16 protein-coding genes are annotated in these 17,147 nt (G+C 70.6%); 14 read left to right on the forward strand and 2 right to left on the reverse strand.

Features of this window, described 5'->3' with window-relative positions; translation table 11 throughout:
• Window positions 1–92 precede the first annotated feature (92 nt).
• Window positions 93–1,748 carry a hypothetical protein gene (locus tag OG210_RS27470; RefSeq protein WP_328324747.1) on the reverse strand — a complete coding sequence of 552 codons (1,656 nt, stop codon included), beginning with the start codon at window positions 1,746–1,748 and terminating at the stop codon, window positions 93–95.
• Between the two features lie 224 nt (window positions 1,749–1,972).
• Window positions 1,973–4,207, reverse strand: coding sequence for an elongation factor G-like protein EF-G2 (locus tag OG210_RS27475; RefSeq protein WP_371539137.1), 2,235 nt, complete (start codon window positions 4,205–4,207; stop codon window positions 1,973–1,975).
• Window positions 4,208–4,487: 280 nt separating this feature from the next.
• On the opposite strand from OG210_RS27475, the gene pgsA reads away from it, so the two are divergent.
• The 14 genes from pgsA (at window position 4,488) to OG210_RS27545 (ending at window position 17,004) form a co-directional block, all read left to right on the forward strand.
• Window positions 4,488–5,162, forward strand: coding sequence for a phosphatidylinositol phosphate synthase (pgsA, locus tag OG210_RS27480; RefSeq protein WP_328324743.1), 675 nt, complete (start codon window positions 4,488–4,490; stop codon window positions 5,160–5,162).
• A complete protein-coding gene (locus tag OG210_RS27485) occupies window positions 5,159–6,061 on the forward strand; it encodes a phosphatidylinositol mannoside acyltransferase (RefSeq protein ID WP_328324741.1) in 903 nt (300 codons plus the stop codon). The genes pgsA and OG210_RS27485 overlap by 4 nt, the downstream gene beginning before the upstream one ends.
• Complete coding sequence (locus OG210_RS27490) at window positions 6,058–7,218, forward strand: glycosyltransferase family 4 protein (protein WP_328324739.1); 1,161 nt, start codon at window positions 6,058–6,060, stop codon at window positions 7,216–7,218. Before OG210_RS27485 ends, OG210_RS27490 begins: the two co-directional genes overlap by 4 nt.
• Window positions 7,219–7,348: 130 nt before the next feature.
• Complete coding sequence (locus tag OG210_RS27495) at window positions 7,349–7,897, forward strand: hypothetical protein (protein WP_328324737.1); 549 nt, start codon at window positions 7,349–7,351, stop codon at window positions 7,895–7,897.
• A gap of 131 nt (window positions 7,898–8,028) precedes the next feature.
• Window positions 8,029–8,949 carry a pyridoxal 5'-phosphate synthase lyase subunit PdxS gene (gene pdxS, locus OG210_RS27500; RefSeq protein WP_328324735.1) on the forward strand — a complete coding sequence of 307 codons (921 nt, stop codon included), beginning with the start codon at window positions 8,029–8,031 and terminating at the stop codon, window positions 8,947–8,949.
• Window positions 8,949–9,539, forward strand: a complete 591-nt coding sequence (pdxT, locus tag OG210_RS27505) for a pyridoxal 5'-phosphate synthase glutaminase subunit PdxT (RefSeq protein ID WP_328324733.1) — start codon at window positions 8,949–8,951, stop codon at window positions 9,537–9,539. Before pdxS ends, pdxT begins: the two co-directional genes overlap by 1 nt.
• A 62-nt stretch (window positions 9,540–9,601) precedes the next feature.
• Window positions 9,602–10,354, forward strand: coding sequence for a YebC/PmpR family DNA-binding transcriptional regulator (locus OG210_RS27510; RefSeq protein WP_328324731.1), 753 nt, complete (start codon window positions 9,602–9,604; stop codon window positions 10,352–10,354).
• Window positions 10,355–10,538: 184 nt separating this feature from the next.
• Window positions 10,539–11,072, forward strand: a complete 534-nt coding sequence (gene ruvC, locus OG210_RS27515) for a crossover junction endodeoxyribonuclease RuvC (protein WP_328324729.1) — start codon at window positions 10,539–10,541, stop codon at window positions 11,070–11,072.
• On the forward strand, window positions 11,069–11,689 hold the full coding sequence (gene ruvA / locus OG210_RS27520; RefSeq protein ID WP_328324727.1) for a Holliday junction branch migration protein RuvA: 621 nt from the start codon (window positions 11,069–11,071) through the stop codon (window positions 11,687–11,689). Before ruvC ends, ruvA begins: the two co-directional genes overlap by 4 nt.
• Before the next feature lie 13 nt (window positions 11,690–11,702).
• The gene (gene ruvB, locus OG210_RS27525; RefSeq protein ID WP_328324725.1) at window positions 11,703–12,794 is read left to right on the forward strand and encodes a Holliday junction branch migration DNA helicase RuvB; all 1,092 of its coding nucleotides are present in this window, start codon (window positions 11,703–11,705) and stop codon (window positions 12,792–12,794) included.
• 165 nt (window positions 12,795–12,959) lie between these two features.
• Window positions 12,960–13,451 carry a preprotein translocase subunit YajC gene (gene yajC, locus OG210_RS27530; protein ID WP_328324723.1) on the forward strand — a complete coding sequence of 164 codons (492 nt, stop codon included), beginning with the start codon at window positions 12,960–12,962 and terminating at the stop codon, window positions 13,449–13,451.
• A 151-nt stretch (window positions 13,452–13,602) separates the two neighbouring features.
• Window positions 13,603–15,348 (forward strand): protein translocase subunit SecD, encoded by a 1,746-nt coding sequence (secD, locus tag OG210_RS27535; RefSeq protein WP_328324721.1) that lies wholly within the window; start codon window positions 13,603–13,605, stop codon window positions 15,346–15,348.
• 1 nt (window position 15,349) lies between these two features.
• Window positions 15,350–16,459 (forward strand): protein translocase subunit SecF, encoded by a 1,110-nt coding sequence (gene secF, locus OG210_RS27540; RefSeq protein ID WP_328324719.1) that lies wholly within the window; start codon window positions 15,350–15,352, stop codon window positions 16,457–16,459.
• A complete protein-coding gene (locus tag OG210_RS27545; RefSeq protein WP_371539144.1) occupies window positions 16,456–17,004 on the forward strand; it encodes an adenine phosphoribosyltransferase in 549 nt (182 codons plus the stop codon). The genes secF and OG210_RS27545 overlap by 4 nt, the downstream gene beginning before the upstream one ends.
• The last annotated feature ends 143 nt before the right edge of the window (window positions 17,005–17,147 follow it).

The raw sequence follows: 17,147 nt of genomic DNA on the forward strand, positions 1-17,147 counted from the left end.
GCGCCGCGCGGGTACGAGGGCATAGCCCGTGCGCATGCGAACGACAGGACCCCGGCTGGTGCCCGGGGCCCTGTCGTTCGCGTGCGCCGTGTTCAGGCGTCGTAGACGTCGGCCTTGCGCGGTGTCGGGTCCTGCACCAGTCCGCTGAGGACCATCGAGCGGTTGGTGAAGGAGTCGGTGTTCACGCCGTGCTCGTCGAGCACCCGCATCGCCGCCGTGTGCACGGCGCGCAGCACCGGAGTGGCCGCCCGCATCGCGTCGTCCGCCATGAAGCGGTGCCGCCAGGGCTTGTCCGCCCAGGCGTGCCGCATCCCGAACGGCTCGGGCAGCGTGATCTTTCCGCCGCAGAAGTCGAGGACGGGCGGGAACCAGGTGAGCGGGGCCCGCGCTGCCAGCCGCACCACCTCGGGGGTCTCCACCAGCGGCAGGTTCACCTCCCGCGTCTCCCAGAACTTGACCGCCTTGTTGACCTGCTTGGTCTTGGCCGCCGGCTTGGTGGTGAAGAGCGAGTGCACCGGGCCGAGCGCATGGCCGGTGACCTCGATCCGCAGCGTCTCGTGGAGCACGGTCACGGTGATCATCATGGTGATCACCAGCTGTCCGTCCCAGAGTGTGAACTGCACGCCCAGATAGTGGCGGTTGCCGCTGCCGAACTGCTGCTCGTTGCAGATCCGCTGTATCTCGTGGCCCTTGATCTGGAAGGCCTCCACGTCCTCCCCGTCGGGCCGGCTGACCTCGCCCGCGTTCTCACCGACGGGTGCCACGATCCAGTGCTTCACGGACGGGGTGGGGAAGCCGCCGGTGTGCAGCGGGCCCCGCTCCAGCATCCGCAGCCGGTCGTGGATGGCCCGGATGACGTCCCAGCTGCGGAAGCCGTGGATCTCGGTGCCCGCCTCACGGGGTACGAGCTCCTCGGCGAGCTGCCAGCTGCCCCAGCGGGTTCCCATGCCGAGTATCCCCTTGGGGCCCGCGTAGAACACCGAGTTGGACTGCTGCTCGGCCGTCAGCCTGGCCAGGGACTGGCGCAGTTGCTCGGCCGCGGTCTCGGTGGGGTTGCGCGGTACGGCCTCGGGGATCTTCGGCCCGATGCCGCCGCCGGACAGCAGACTCTCCCAGCGGGACCGCAGATCCACTGCCGTCTTCTCGCAGATCCGCTTGGCCAGCACCCAGCCGATGACCGGCGCGACCAGCATGAGCCGCAGATACAGCGCCCCGATGCCACCGAACGGCAGCTTGACGAGGAAGAGCACCACGAGCCCGCCGACAGCCACCAGGAGTGCGGTGCCCAGGGCTCCCATGCTGCGGTTCCGGGATCCGGAGAGGGTGCGCCGCAGTTGGAAGACGGCGAGCCAGATCAGCAGCCCGGGGAGGAACACGAGTCCGAAGACGGCCATCACGACGGTCAGCCTGGTGTCGCGCTGCTTACGGATGCGGGTCGCCGCCAGGCAGTGTTCGACCACCGTCTGGGGCTCGGTCCCGAAGGACTGGATGAGCGCCTTCCGGGTGCCCCCGAGCATCCGCACCTGGACGGCACGGGAGAAGGATTCGCCCAGATTCGGCTCGAAGAGCGAGAACTTGCCCTTCTTCACCTCTGTCTTGTGCCACTCGCTGTTGGCTTTGAGTATGTCCTCGACCGGACTGTCCCGGTAGGCCGCCGACGCGAGGGCGTGGGTCGCGGCGGTCTGACCCGCTGAACCCTGGAGCGGAACCTGTGCCCCGGGAATGAAATCGAATCCGTCGTTCGCCACCGCTGCCCCCATCGCCGCACCAACCGCTGCTGCGGCTGTTCCCAACTACCGTGCCCCGCACACCTGCTGCACCGGATCCGGGCCGCCCTGCACCTTCCGTCCGTGCCGTGACCTCAGCGTATCCGTGGTGCTCCCCGCGCGTCACGGGACAACGGAAGGCTGTCCGGCGCAGGGGGGCGCGCGGCCGGATACCGCCCAGCCGCGCGGCCGGTGGCCAGGGCCCGCTACGAACCGCTGTGCGCCTCTTCGCGCACCCGGTCGGCCACGTGCTGCGGCATCGGCTCATGGCGTACGTACGAGCGCGTGAACTGCCCGGTGCCGTGCGAGAGCGACCGGAGATCGACGGCGTACCGCCCGATCTCGATCTCCGGGACCTCGGCCCTGACCAGGGTGCGGCCCGGCACCGTCTGCTCGGTGCCCACCACCCGGCCGCGCCGTCCGGCGAGATCGCTCATCACCGGGCCCACGAAGTCGTCGGGCACCAGGACCCGGACCGAGACCACGGGTTCGAGCAGATGGATCGGGACCCGGTCCGCCGCCTCCCGCAGGGCCAGCGCGCCCGCAGTCTGGAACGCCGCGTCCGACGAGTCCACGGAGTGGGCCTTGCCGTCCCGGAGAGTGATACGGACATCGACGAGCGGGTGCCCGGCCGCGACACCCCGGGCCGCCTGCGCGCGTACGCCCTTCTCGACGGACGGGATGAACTGCCGGGGCACCGAACCGCCGACGACCCGGTCGACGAACTCGATCCCCGATCCGGAGGGCAGCGGGTCCACCTCGATCGCGCAGATCGCGAACTGGCCGTGGCCGCCCGACTGTTTGACATGCCTGCCGCGCCCCTCGGCCGGCTCGCCGAACGTCTCGCGCAGCGACACCCGGTACGGCTCGGCGTCCACCCGGACCCCGTACCTGCCCTGCAGCCGTTCCAGTGCCACGTCCCGCTGTGCCTCGCCGAGACACCAGAGCACCAGCTGGTGGGTGTCCGGATTCTGCTCCAGGCGCATGGTCGGATCCTCGGTGACCAGCCGGGTGAGCCCCGTCGAGAGCTTCTCCTCGTCCGCCTTGCCATGGGCGGCGACGGCGAGCGGAAGCAGCGGATCCGGCAGCGTCCATGCCTCCATCACCAGCGGGTCGTCCTTGCCGGACAGCGTGTCACCGGTCTCCGCCCGGCTCAGTCCCGATACGCAGGCGATGTCTCCGGCGATGCACTCGTGCAGCGGGCTCTGCCGCCGCCCGAAGGGTGCCGAGAGCGCGCCGACCCGCTCGTCCATGTCGCGGTCGTCGCGGTCCTCCCGGCCGGTCAGGCCGGCGCGGCCGTGGCCCGCCTGGCTGTGGCCGGCCATATGAACCGTCTCGTCGGGCCGCAGGGTCCCGGAGAAGACCCGCACCAGCGAGAGCCGGCCCACATAGGGATCGGACGCCGTCTTGATCACTTCGGCGAGCAGCGGCCCGCACGGGTCGCAGTCCGCGGAGGCGTGCGGGGCGCCCTCCGGGGTGGTGACCGCCGGGGCCTCCCGCTCGGGCGGTGCGGGGAAGCCGCGGGTGATCAGTTCGAGCAGTTCGACGGTGCCGAGCCCCTGCCGTCCGCCGGACACCGCGGGCGCGGCGGCGAGCACCGGGTGGAAGACACCGCGGGCGACCGCCCGCTCCAGATCCGCGATCACCGTCGCGACGTCGATCTCCTCGCCGGCGAGATAGCGGTCCATGAGGGTCTCGTCCTCGCTCTCGGCGATGATCCCCTCGATCAGCCGGTTGCGGGCTTCCTCCATCGGCGGCAGCTCGGCCTCGCCGGGCTCGCTCTCCGTACGCTCTCCCGAGTCGTAACCGGACAGCCGCCGGGTGAGCAGCCCGGCAAGTCCTGTCACCGGGGCGTGCCCGTCCGGCCCGGGCGGTCCGTACAGCGGGAGGTACAGGGGGAGCACCGCGTCGGGGTCGTCGCCGCCGAAGATCCGGCCGCACAGCCGGGTCAGTTCCGCGTAGCCGGTACGGGCCGTGTCCAGGTGGGTGACCACGATGGCCCGCGGCATCCCGACGGCCGCGCACTCCTCCCAGACCGTGCGCGTCGCGCCGTCGACGCTGTCCGCGTCCTGGGCGGCCGACACGACGAAGAGGGCCGCGTCCGCCGCGCGCAGACCGGCCCGCAGTTCGCCGACGAAATCGGCGTAACCGGGTGTGTCCAGCAGATTGATCTTGATGCCGTCCCACTCGACGGGGACGAGCGAGAGCTGTACCGACCGCTGCCTGCGCTGTTCGATCTCGTCATAGTCGGAGACGGTCTGGCCGTCCTCCACCCGGCCGGCCCGGGTGACCGCCCCCGCGGTCAGCGCCAGGGCCTCGACCAGCGTGGTCTTGCCGGATCCGCTGTGGCCGACCAGGACCACGTTCCGTACGGAAGCGGGCCGGCCGGCCGTCGTCACTCTGCCGGCGGCCCCGGGGTGTGTGCTCGCCTTGTCGCTCATGAGTGTGCCTCCCGTGTGATGAGGGACGTTGCACGGTGAGAACGGTGAGAAACGGAGCGGACACAGGGCCACGAAGCGTGGCGGCACCGGTGACGCCCGCGGTCATTCGAGCTTTCCACTCGGGCCGCGGCGCGTCCATACGTGCGGCCCCGGCGTGTGCCCGGCAGCCGCTCCGCCACCGCCGGGACAGGGCCCGGCGGTGGAGGTCCGCGGTCCTGGCTACGATGGGCCCGCCGGGTAGCCAGTGGGGCCGCGCGGCCCACCAACCCCCGGGAAGGCCATGCTGAACAAGTACGCGCGTGCATTCTTTACGCGTGTCCTCACGCCGTTCGCCTCGTTCCTGCTGCGGATCGGGGTCAGCCCCGACGCGGTGACGCTGACCGGTACGGCCGGGGTGATGGCGGGTGCGCTGGTCTTCTTCCCCAGGGGAGAGTTCTTCTGGGGCACAGTCGTCATCACCCTCTTCGTCTTCTCCGACCTCGTCGACGGCAACATGGCGCGCCAGGCCGGGATTTCGAGCCGCTGGGGGGCCTTCCTCGACTCGACCCTCGACCGGGTCGCGGACGGGGCGATCTTCTCCGGGCTCGCCCTCTGGTACGCGGGCAACGGTGACAACAACCTGCTGTGCGCGGTCACCCTCTTCTGCCTCGCGAGCGGCCAGGTCGTCTCGTACACCAAGGCCCGTGGCGAGTCGATCGGGCTTCCGGTCGCGGTGAACGGGCTGATCGAGCGGGCCGAGCGGCTGGTCATCTCGCTCGTCGCCGCCGGGCTCGCCGGGCTGCACACGTTCGGAGTGCCCGGGATCCAGATCCTGCTGCCGATCGCGCTGTGGATCGTGGCGGTGGGCAGCCTGATCACCCTGGTGCAGCGGGTGGTCACGGTACGCAGGGAGTCCGCCGAGGCCGACGCCGCGGCAGCCGCCGAAGCCTCCGCGCACGGCGGCGGGACGGTATGAGGGAGCGGTTGACGGACGCCCTGTACGGACTCGGCTGGGGCGCGGTGAAGAAGCTGCCCGAACCGGTCGCCACCGGGCTCGGCAGGCGGATCGCGGACACGGTCTGGAAGCGGCGCGGCAAGAGCGTGCTGCGTCTTGAGTCCAATCTGGCCAGAGTGGTGCCCGGCGCCGGTCCCGCCCGGCTCGCCGAGCTGTCCCGGGCCGGGATGCGCTCGTACATGCGGTACTGGATGGAGTCCTTCCGGCTGCCCGCGTGGAGCGCCGACCGGGTCCGCGGCGGCTTCGACCCCGAGGACCTCCACCATCTGACGGACGGCCTGGCCACCGGGAAGGGCGTCATACTCGCCCTCCCGCACATGGGCAACTACGACCTCGCGGGCGCCTGGGTCACCACGAAGCTGGGGGTGCCGTTCACCACGGTCGCCGAGCGGCTCAAGCCCGAGACCCTCTACGACCGGTTCGTCGCCTACCGCGAGGGCCTGGGCATGGAGGTCCTGCCGCACACCGGCGGTTCCGCCTTCGGCACGCTGGCCAGGCGGCTGCGGGACGGCGGTCTGGTCTGCCTGGTCGCCGACCGCGACCTCTCCGCCTCGGGCGTCGAGGTCCAGTTCTTCGGCGAGGCGACCCGGATTCCCGCGGGGCCCGCGCTGCTCGCCCAGCAGACCGGAGCGCTGCTGCTGCCCGTCACCCTCTGGTACGACGGTTCGCCGGTGATGCGGGGCCGTGTCCATCCGCCCGTGGACGTACCCGATTCGGGTACGCGCCCCGAGAAGACCTCGGTGATGGCGCAGGCGCTCGCCGACGCCTTCGCCACCGGAATCGCCGAGCACCCGGAGGACTGGCACATGCTCCAGCGCCTCTGGCTCGCCGACCTGGAGCGCCGTCAGGAGCCTTCGTGAAGATCGGCATCGTCTGCCCGTACTCCTGGGACGTCCCGGGCGGGGTCCAGTTCCACATCAGGGACCTCGCCGAGCATCTGACCGGCCTCGGCCACCAGGTGTCGGTGCTGGCCCCGTCCGACGACGAGACACCGCTGCCGCCGTACGTGGTCTCCGCGGGCCGGGCCGTCCCCGTCCCGTACAACGGCTCGGTCGCCCGGCTCAACTTCGGCTTCCTGTCGGCGGCCCGGGTGCGGCGCTGGCTGCACGACGGCACCTTCGACGTGATCCACATCCATGAGCCCACCTCGCCGTCGCTGGGGCTGCTCACCTGCTGGGCCGCGCAGGGACCGATCGTGGCGACCTTCCACACGTCCAACCCGCGCTCACGGGCGATGATCGCCGCGTACCCGATCCTGCAGCCCGCGCTGGAGAAGATCTCGGCCCGGATCGCGGTGAGCGAGTACGCGCGCAGGACCCTGGTCGAGCACCTGGGCGGCGACGCGGTGGTCATCCCCAACGGCGTCGACGTCGGATTCTTCGAGCGCGCCGAGCCCAAGCCGGAGTGGCAGGGGGGAACCATCGGGTTCATCGGGCGGATCGACGAGCCGCGCAAGGGGCTGCCCGTGCTGATGCGGGCGCTGCCGAAGATCCTCGCGGAGTGCCCGGATGCCCGGCTGCTCGTCGCGGGGCGCGGTGACGAGAAGGAAGCGGTCGCCACACTGCCGAAGGAGATGCGGCAGCGGGTCGAGTTCCTCGGCATGGTCAGCGACGAGGACAAGGCACGGCTGCTGCGCAGCGTCGACGTCTACGTCGCGCCGAACACCGGCGGTGAGAGCTTCGGGATCATCCTCGTCGAGGCGATGTCGGCCGGTGCGCCGGTGCTCGCGAGCGACCTCGACGCGTTCGCCCAGGTCCTGGACCAGGGTGCGGCGGGCGAGCTCTTCACCAACGAGGACGCGGACGCGCTGGCCGCGTCCGCCGTGCGGCTGCTGGGCGACAGCGAGCGCCGGGAGGGGCTCCGCCGGCGGGGCAGCGCGCATGTGCGCCGCTTCGACTGGTCGACGGTCGGTGCGGACATCCTGGCGGTGTACGAGACGGTGACCGACGGCGCCGCTTCGGTCGACACCGACGAACGGGTCAGCCTGCGGGCCCGGTTCGGCCTGGCCAGGGACTGACAGGGCGCCGGGGAAAGCCGCCTGACGGGCCATCAGTTCTGCAGGTGGCCATGTACCGCGGTCCGGGGGCGGTCCGCTGCGTTCGCCGTGGCGGGCATGCGGCCGTGCCGGACCGGTAGCCTTTCGGCCCGTGACCGTATCCCTGATCATCTGGATCGTCCTCGCGTTCGTCGCGGTCGGCCTGTACCTGAGCTGGACCGCCGGCCGACTCGACCGGCTGCACGCGCGGATCGACGCCGCCCGCGCCGCCCTCGACGCCCAGCTGCTGCGCCGCGCTTCGGTCACCCAGGAGCTGGCCACGTCCGGAGTCCTCGACCCCGCTGCCTCGATGGTCCTGTACGAGGCGGCGCACGCGGCCCGGCAGTCCGACGAGGAGCAGCGCGAGGTGGCCGAGAGCGAGCTCAGCCAGGCGCTGCGGGCGGTCTTCGGCGAGACGGCGCAGGTCGGGGCCGTACGGTCGGCGCCCGGGGGCGAGGAGGCGGCCGACGAGCTGGCCGCTGCCGTACGGCGGGTCCCGATGGCCAGGCGCTTCCACAACGACGCGGTACGGGCCGCCCGCGCCCTGCGCACGCACCGCAAGGTCCGCTGGTTCCGGCTCGCGGGACACGCGCCGTTCCCGCTGGCGTTCGAGATGGACGACGAGCCGCCGGTGGCGCTGGCCGACCGGCCGGGTACTTAGGGTCTCTCGTTCGGATCAGGCCGGGACGTCTGCCAGAACGATCCACCGGCTGTTCATTGGCCCTTGCAGTGGACTGGTTCACAGGAGTTTGCTCATTGGGCAAGAACTCTCTTCCCCGAGCGAGGTAGCCCGTGTCCAGTACGCACCCCACCACTTCCCCCGCCGAGACCCCGGCGACCGGCACCGCGCGCGTCAAGCGCGGCATGGCCGAGCAGCTCAAGGGCGGCGTGATCATGGATGTGGTCGACGCCGAGCAGGCGAAGATCGCCGAGGACGCGGGCGCCGTGGCCGTCATGGCACTGGAGCGGGTCCCCGCCGACATCCGCAAGGACGGCGGAGTGGCCCGGATGTCCGACCCGAACATGATCGAAGAGATCATCGCGGCCGTCTCCATCCCGGTCATGGCCAAGTCGCGTATCGGCCACTTCGTCGAGGCCCAGGTGCTGCAGTCGCTCGGCGTCGACTACATCGACGAGTCCGAGGTGCTGACCCCGGCCGACGAGGTCAACCACAGCGACAAGTTCGCCTTCACGACGCCGTTCGTCTGTGGCGCCACCAACCTGGGCGAGGCCCTGCGCCGGATCGCCGAGGGTGCGGCCATGATCCGCTCCAAGGGCGAGGCCGGCACCGGCAACGTCGTCGAGGCCGTCCGTCACCTGCGCCAGATCAAGAACGAGATCGCCCGGCTGCGCGGCTACGACAACAACGAGCTCTACGCGGCGGCCAAGGACCTGCGCGCCCCGTACGAGCTGGTCAAGGAGGTTGCCGGGCTCGGCAAGCTGCCCGTCGTCCTCTTCTCGGCCGGCGGTGTCGCCACTCCCGCCGACGCCGCGCTGATGCGCCAGCTCGGCGCCGAGGGCGTCTTCGTCGGCTCCGGCATCTTCAAGTCCGGCGACCCGGCCAAGCGCGCCGCCGCCATCGTCAGGGCCACCACGTTCTTCGACGACCCGAAGGTCATCGCGGACGCCTCCCGCAACCTGGGCGAAGCCATGGTCGGCATCAACTGCGACACCCTTCCCGAGTCCGAGCGTTACGCGAACCGGGGCTGGTGATGGGCACTCCCGTCATCGGCGTCCTCGCTCTCCAGGGCGACGTACGGGAGCACCTGGCCGCGCTGGGTGCCGCCGGCGCCCAGGCAGGTCCGGTCCGGCGTCCCGAGGAGCTGGACGAGCTCGACGGCCTGGTCATCCCGGGCGGCGAGTCCACCACGATGTCCAAGCTGGCCACCCTGTTCGGGATGCTGGAGCCGCTGCGCGAGCGCATCGCGGCCGGACTGCCGGTGTACGGGACGTGCGCCGGGATGATCATGCTCGCCGACAAGATCCTCGACCCCCGGTCGGGCCAGGAGACCTTCGGCGGGATCGAGATGATCGTCCGGCGCAACGCCTTCGGGCGCCAGAACGAGTCCTTCGAGGCGGCCGTCGACATCCCCGGGATACCCGGCGGCCCCGTCGACGGCGTCTTCATCCGGGCTCCCTGGGTCGAGTCGGTGGGCGCCGGGGTCCAGGTCCTCGCGGAGCACGGCGGCCATATCGTCGCGGTGCGCCAGGGCCGCGTCCTGGCCACGTCGTTCCACCCGGAGCTGACCGGTGACCACCGTGTGCACCGGTACTTCGCGGACATGGTGCGCGACGCCCGGTGACCGGCGCCCGGTAGGATCTCTGGCGTTCGTCCAGGAAATGGTTACGCGAAGGAGACAGGCAGATGTCCGGCCACTCTAAATGGGCTACGACGAAGCACAAGAAGGCCGTGGTTGACGCCAAGCGCGGCAAGCTCTTCGCGAAGATGATCAAGAACATCGAGGTCGCGGCCCGCACGGGCGGCGCCGACGTGTCCGGCAACCCGACCCTCTTCGACGCCATCCAGAAGGCCAAGAAGAGCTCGGTGCCGAACAAGAACATCGACTCCGCGGTCAAGCGTGGTGCCGGTCTCGAAGCCGGTGGCGCCGACTACGAGACGATCATGTACGAGGGCTACGGGCCGAACGGTGTCGCGGTGCTCATCGAGTGCCTCACCGACAACCGCAACCGTGCCGCGTCCGACGTGCGCGTGGCGATGACGCGCAACGGCGGCAACATGGCCGACCCGGGCTCCGTGTCGTACCTGTTCAACCGCAAGGGCGTCGTGGTCGTCCCCAAGAGTGAACTCACCGAGGACGACATCCTGGGCGCGGTGCTCGACGCCGGCGCCGAGGAGGTCAACGACCTGGGCGAGTCCTTCGAGGTGCTCTCCGAGGCCACCGACATGGTCGCGGTCCGCACCGCGCTCCAGGAAGCGGGCATCGACTACGACTCGGCCGAGGCCAACTTCATGCCGACCATGCAGGTCGAGCTGGACGAAGAGGGCGCACGCAAGATCTTCAAGCTGATCGACGCGCTGGAGGACAGCGACGACGTGCAGAACGTCTTCGCCAACTTCGACGTCTCGGACGAGGTCATGGAGAAGATCGACGCCTGACGGGTGCTCAGCACCACGGGTACGTACGGACGGGCCGCCGGGGACACACCCCGTCGGCCCGTCCGTGTTCTCGGTGTTGTCGGTGCCACCCGATAGCCTGCGACAACGCAGGAACACATGGTCGAACGGTGCCACCCGTTCGACCAGGCACCGGACAGGCATCAGGTATGAGGGAGGGGGCACCGTGCGGGTACTCGGCGTGGACCCGGGGCTGACGCGCTGCGGCGTCGGCGTCGTCGAGGGCGTGGCCGGCCGGCCGCTCACCATGCTCGGTGTGGGGGTCGTCCGGACGCCCGCCGACGCGGAGCTGGGGCTGCGGCTGGTCGCCATCGAGCGCGGCATCGAGGCGTGGCTGGACGAGCACCGGCCCGAAGTCGTCGCCGTGGAGCGGGTGTTCAGCCAGCACAATGTCAGTACGGTGATGGGCACCGCACAGGCCAGCGCGGTCGCGATGCTCTGCGCGTCCCGCCGCGGCATCCCCGTCGCCCTGCACACCCCCAGCGAGGTCAAGGCCGCCGTCTCCGGCAGCGGCAGGGCCGACAAGGCCCAGGTCGGGGTGATGGTGACCCGGCTGCTGCGGCTGGACGCAGCGCCCCGCCCGGCCGACGCCGCCGACGCGCTGGCACTCGCCATCTGCCACATCTGGCGCGCCCCGGCCCAGAACAGGCTCCAGCAGGCCGTCGCCGCCCACCGCACGCTGAAAGGCCGTACCGCATGATCGCCTTCGTCTCCGGACCGGTGGCCGCCCTGGCCCCGACCACCGCCGTCATCGAGGTCGGCGGGATCGGCATGTCGGTCCAGTGCGCACCCAACACGCTGTCCGCCCTGCGCATCGGCCAGCAGGCCAAGCTCGCCACCTCCCTCGTCGTACGGGAGGACTCCCTCACGCTCTACGGCTTCGCCGACGACGACGAACGCCAGACCTTCGAGCTCCTCCAGACCGCGAGCGGCGTCGGCCCCCGGCTCGCCCAGGCCATGCTCGCCGTGCACTCGCCGGACGCCCTGCGGCTCGCGGTCTCCAGCGGTGACGAGAAATCGCTCACCGCCGTACCGGGCATCGGCAAGAAGGGCGCCCAGAAGCTCCTCCTGGAGCTCAAGGACCGGCTCGGAGCCCCGCTCGGCACCGGCGGCGCCCACCTCGCCGCGCAGCGCACCGCGTCCGGACCCGCGCCGTGGCACGAGCAGCTGCACTCCGCGCTGGTCGGCCTCGGTTACGCGCCGCGTGACGCGGAGGAGGCCGTCGCCGCCGTCACCCCGCAGGCCGAGGCCGCCGCCGAGCCCAACGTCGGCGCGCTCCTCAAGGCCGCCCTGCAGACCCTCAACCGCGCCCGCTGATCGAGAGACCCGCATGCTGCCTCCTCAGAACGAGTGGGACGACACCGCCCCCGACACCGAAGAGCGCCTGGTGGGAGCCGACGCCGACGGTGAGGACCAGGCTGTCGAAGCCGCACTGCGCCCCAAGGACCTGGACGAGTTCGTGGGCCAGGAGAAGGTCCGGCTCCAGCTCGACCTGGTGCTGCGGGCGGCCAGGCAGCGCGGCGCCACCGCCGACCACGTGCTGCTCTCCGGCGCCCCGGGCCTCGGCAAGACCACCCTTTCGATGATCATCGCGGCCGAGATGGGCGCTCCCATCCGGATCACGTCCGGCCCCGCGATCCAGCACGCCGGGGATCTCGCCGCGATCCTCTCGTCCCTCCAGGAGGGCGAGGTCCTCTTCCTCGACGAGATCCACCGCATGTCCAGGCCCGCCGAGGAAATGCTCTACATGGCGATGGAGGACTTCCGGGTCGACGTCATCGTCGGCAAGGGGCCGGGTGCCACCGCCATCCCGCTGGAGCTGCCGCCCTTCACCCTGGTCGGCGCGACCACCAGGGCGGGCCTGCTGCCGCCGCCGCTGCGCGACCGCTTCGGCTTCACCGGGCACATGGAGTTCTACGAACCGGCCGAGCTGGAGCGCGTCATCCACCGCTCGGCCCGGCTGCTCGACGTCGAGATCGGTGAGGACGGCGCCGGGGAGATCGCCGGACGCTCCCGCGGCACCCCCCGGATCGCCAACCGGCTGCTGCGCCGGGTCCGCGACTACGCCCAGGTGGAGGCCGATGGGGTGATCACCCGGGAGATCGCCCGTACGGCGCTCGCGGTGTACGAGGTTGACGCCCGCGGACTCGACCGGCTGGACCGCGCGGTGCTCCAGGCCCTGCTCAAGCTGTTCGGGGGCGGACCCGTGGGACTCTCCACGCTCGCCGTGGCGGTGGGGGAGGAGCGCGAGACGGTCGAGGAGGTCGCCGAGCCGTTCCTGGTCCGTGAGGGGCTGCTGGCCCGCACCCCGCGCGGCCGGGTGGCCACCCCGGCGGCCTGGGCGCACCTGGGACTCGTACCCCCGCAGAGTGGTGCGGGAGGCGCTGCGGGAAAGGGACAAGCGGGTCTGTTCGGGGCGTGAGAAGGCGCGGGAGTGCACGCGGCGGAACCCCGGTGCCATGCTGGGCGTTGTTCCATTGATGCGGACTCGCCTAGACTCCGCCGATGCCGCCCTTCCCGGTCGGCATGCCCCGCCCCCGAAGATCAGGCCGCGACCAGCGCGGTCGTGCGAAGGAAGTTCCCTCCCGTGAGTCTCGTGACCCTCCTCCCCTTCATCGTGCTCATCGGGGCCATGTTCCTGATGACCCGGTCCGCCAAGCGCAAGCAGCAGGCGGCTGCAACGATGCGCAATGAGATGCAGCCCGGCACCGGCGTCCGGACGATCGGGGGCATGTACGCCACCGTCAAGGAGATCAACGAGGACTCGGTCCTCCTGGAGATCGCGCCCGGCGTCCACGCCGTCTACGGCAAGAACGCGATCGGCGCGGTCCTGGACGACGCGGAGTACAACCGCATCGTCCACGGCGAGACCGCCATCGTCCCCGACGACGCGTCCTCGCTGACCGAGCTCGACGACGCCGCCAAGGTCGACCTGGGCAAGCACGACACCCCGGACGCCGACGCCGCCTCCTCCGACGATGCCGAGGACGCCGACAAGGCTGAGGCCGCGTCCGATGACAAGGCCGAGAAGGCCGACAAGGCCGAGAAGAAGAACGACGGCGAGGGCGAAGCGAAGTAGCACATCCGGGGACCGCCGGTGCTGCCCGACGGCAGCACCGGCGGTCCCCGAGACCGTGCACTGCTACAAGCGGAGCAGGTCCCCCACATCACTTCGTGGCCGCTCACAGCGCATACCCGGCGCGGGCGGTAGGACAGGGAGAATCGACAAGGTGGCAGCACCGAACAAGGGCCGAAGGCAGACGGGAGCCCAGGGCAAGCCCGGGCGGTCCCTGGCCCTGATCCTGATCGCCATGGTTGCGCTCGTCGGCGGGATGTTCTGGGCTAAACAGGTCACGCCGCGTCTCGGCATCGACCTCGCGGGCGGTACGAGCATCACGCTCCAGGCCAAGCCTCAGCCGGGCAAGCCCAACGCGATCAACCAGAAGAACATGGACACCGCGGTCAGCATCATCGAGCGCCGTGTCAATGGACTCGGGGTCTCCGAGGCCGAGGTGCAGACGCAGGGCAAGGACCAGATTCTCGTCAACATCCCCAAGGGGACGAACGAGAAGCAGGCCAGGGAGCAGGTCGGTACCACCGCCCAGCTGTACTTCCGCCCTGTGGTGACGGTCGCAGCGGGCAAGCCGACGCCGACCAAGCCCTCCACCACGCCCTCCCCGAGCGCCTCGTCGAAGGCCACGGACAAGTCCAAGGCCACGGACAAGCCGTCCTCGTCGTCGAAGAAGACCCCCTCGTCCCCCCAGGGCCGTGCGGTCACCGACGCGCTGAAGACCGGCCCCACGCCCAACCCGTCGTCGCCTCCCCAGTCCAGCCCCTCCCCGTCGCCCGCCGACACGGCGGCCGCCGCCAAGCTGGAGAAGAAGTTCGCCGCGCTCGACTGCTCCACCAAGGCCGGCCGCGCGAAGGCCGGCGGCGACAACGTCAAGCCCAGCGACCCGACCGTGGCGTGCAGCCAGTCCGGTGACGCGAAGTACATCCTCGACGCCGCCGCCGTGGACGGCACCGACGTCTCCGGCGCCAAGGCCGTCATCGACCAGCAGCAGGGCGGCCAGTGGATCGTCCAGATGGACTTCACGAGCAAGGGCTCGAAGAAGTTCCAGGCGATCACCAGCAAGCTCTCGAAGCAGCAGTCCCCGCAGAACCAGTTCGCCATCGCGCTGGACGGCGCCGTCGTCTCGGCCCCCAGCGTGAGCCAGACGCTCAGCGGCAGCGCCCAGATCTCCGGCAGCTTTACCCAGCAGTCGGCCGAGGACCTCGGCAACGTGCTCTCCTACGGTGCGCTCCCGCTCTCCTTCAAGGAGGAGACCGTCACCACCGTGACCGCGGCGCTCGGCGGCGAGCAGCTCCAGGCGGGCCTCATCGCCGGTGCGATCGGCCTCGCGCTGGTCATCATCTACCTGGTGGCCTACTACCGCGGCCTGTCGTTCATCGCGATCCTCAGCCTCCTGGTCTCCGCGATCCTCACGTACTCACTGATGTCGCTGCTCGGCAAGGGCATCGGCTTCGCACTCAACCTGCCTGCGGTGTGTGGTGCGATCGTTGCGATCGGTATCACCGCGGACTCGTTCATCGTCTACTTCGAACGCATCCGTGACGAGATCCGCGAGGGCCGCACGCTGCGGCCCGCCGTCGAGCGCGCCTGGCCGCGCGCCCGGCGCACCATCCTGGTCTCGGACTTCGTGTCGTTCCTCGCCGCGGCTGTGCTGTACATCGTGACGGTCGGCAAGGTGCAGGGCTTCGCGTTCACTCTGGGTCTGACCACGCTGCTCGACGTCGTCGTGGTCTTCCTCTTCACCAAGCCGATCATGACGCTGCTGGCCCGCAGGAAGTTCTTCTACAGCGGCCACCCGTGGTCCGGACTGGACCCGAAGCGGCTCGGCGCCAAACCGCCGCTCCGCCGCTCGCGCGGTGCCACCACCGCCTCCTCCGCTCCCACCGACCCGAAGGAGGCGTGAGATGTCGCGACTCGGCAGCATGGGCGCCCGGCTGTACCGCGGCGAGGTCGGCTACGACTTCGTGGCCAAGCGCAAGATCTGGTACGGCATCTCGATCCTGATCACCATCACGGCCATCGTCGGCCTGGCGGTGCGCGGTCTGAACCTGGGCATCGAGTTCCAGGGCGGTGCGGTCTTCACCACCACCCAGAGCAGCAGCGTCTCCGTGACGCACGCCCAGGACGTGGCGGAGAAGCTCTCCGGACATGACGCGTCCGTCCAGAAGCTCGGCAACGGCGGCATGCGGATCCAGGTCTCCGGGATCGACACCGGCACGGCCGACAAGATCCACGGCTCGCTCGCCAAGGACCTGCACCTCCCGATCGACAAGATCGCCGCCGACCTGGTCGGACCCAGCTGGGGACAGACGATCGCCACCAAGGCCTGGGAGGGCCTGGCGATCTTCATGATCCTGGTGGTGGTCTATCTGGCCATCGCCTTCGAGTGGCGAATGGCCCTCGCCGCCCTGGTCGCCCTGATCCACGACCTCACGATCACGGTCGGGATCTACGCACTCGTCGGATTCGAAGTCACCGAGGGCACGGTGATCGGTCTGCTGACCATCCTCGGTTACTCGCTCTACGACACCGTGGTCGTCTTCGACGGTCTCAAGGAAGCGTCGAAGGACCTCAAGAAGCAGACCCGCTTCACCTACAGCGAGATCGCCAACCGCAGCCTCAACGGCACCCTGGTGCGTTCCATCAACACCACGGTCGTCGCCCTGCTCCCGGTGGCGGGCCTGCTCTTCATCGGCGGCGGTTTCCTCGGCGCCGGCATGCTGAACGACATCTCGCTCGCGCTGTTCGTGGGTCTCGCGGCCGGTGCGTACTCCTCGATCTTCATCGCCACCCCGCTCGTCGCCGACCTCAAGGAACGCGACCCCGCGATGCAGGCCCTCAAGAAGCGGGTGCTCGCCAAGCGGGCCGCCGCTGCGAAGGGCGAGCCGTCCGACATGGACGACGACACCCTCCAGCCGCAGGACGGCGCCCCGGCCCCGGCCGGCGCCGTGGCCGGCGGCCGGCGCGCCCCGGCCCCGCGGGGCCGAGGGCGCACCCCGGGGAAGCGCCGATGACCAGCACCCGGAGCACCCAGGACCTGCTGCTCAGCAGGATCAGGGATGTGCAGGACTATCCGCAGCCAGGCGTGGTGTTCAAGGACATCACCCCGCTCCTCGCGGACCCGGAGGCCTTCACAGCGCTGACCGACGCCCTCGCGGAGCTCTGTCTGCGGCACGGCGCCACGAAGATCGTCGGACTGGAGGCGCGCGGCTTCATCCTGGCCGCGCCGGTCGCGGTCCGCGCCGGAATCGGCTTCATCCCGGTCCGCAAGGCTGGGAAGCTGCCGGGCGCGACGCTCTCCCAGACGTACGACCTGGAGTACGGCAGCGCCGAGATCGAGGTGCACGCCGAGGATCTCAGCGCCGACGACCGCGTCATGGTCATCGATGACGTGCTCGCCACCGGCGGCACCGCCGAGGCCTCGCTCGACCTGATCCGGCGGGCCGGTGCGGAGGTCATCGGCGTGGCCGTACTGATGGAGCTGAGCTTCCTCGGCGGGCGTGCCCGGCTGGAGCCCGCGCTGCGCGGAGCCCCGCTGGACGCCCTGATCACGGTCTGATCCGTACGCCGTACCGCTGAGGCGGGCCCCCGGAACCCCGGGCGGCCCGTCTCTCGCGTACGGTGCCGGCACCGGCCCGGGGCGAGCGGATCGCCCGGGATCGTTACCATGGGCTTCCGGACCTGACACGGGGACCCGGACCC

The sequence above is a fragment of the Streptomyces sp. NBC_00466 genome, assembly GCF_041433995.1.
Lineage (GTDB): Bacteria > Actinomycetota > Actinomycetes > Streptomycetales > Streptomycetaceae > Streptomyces.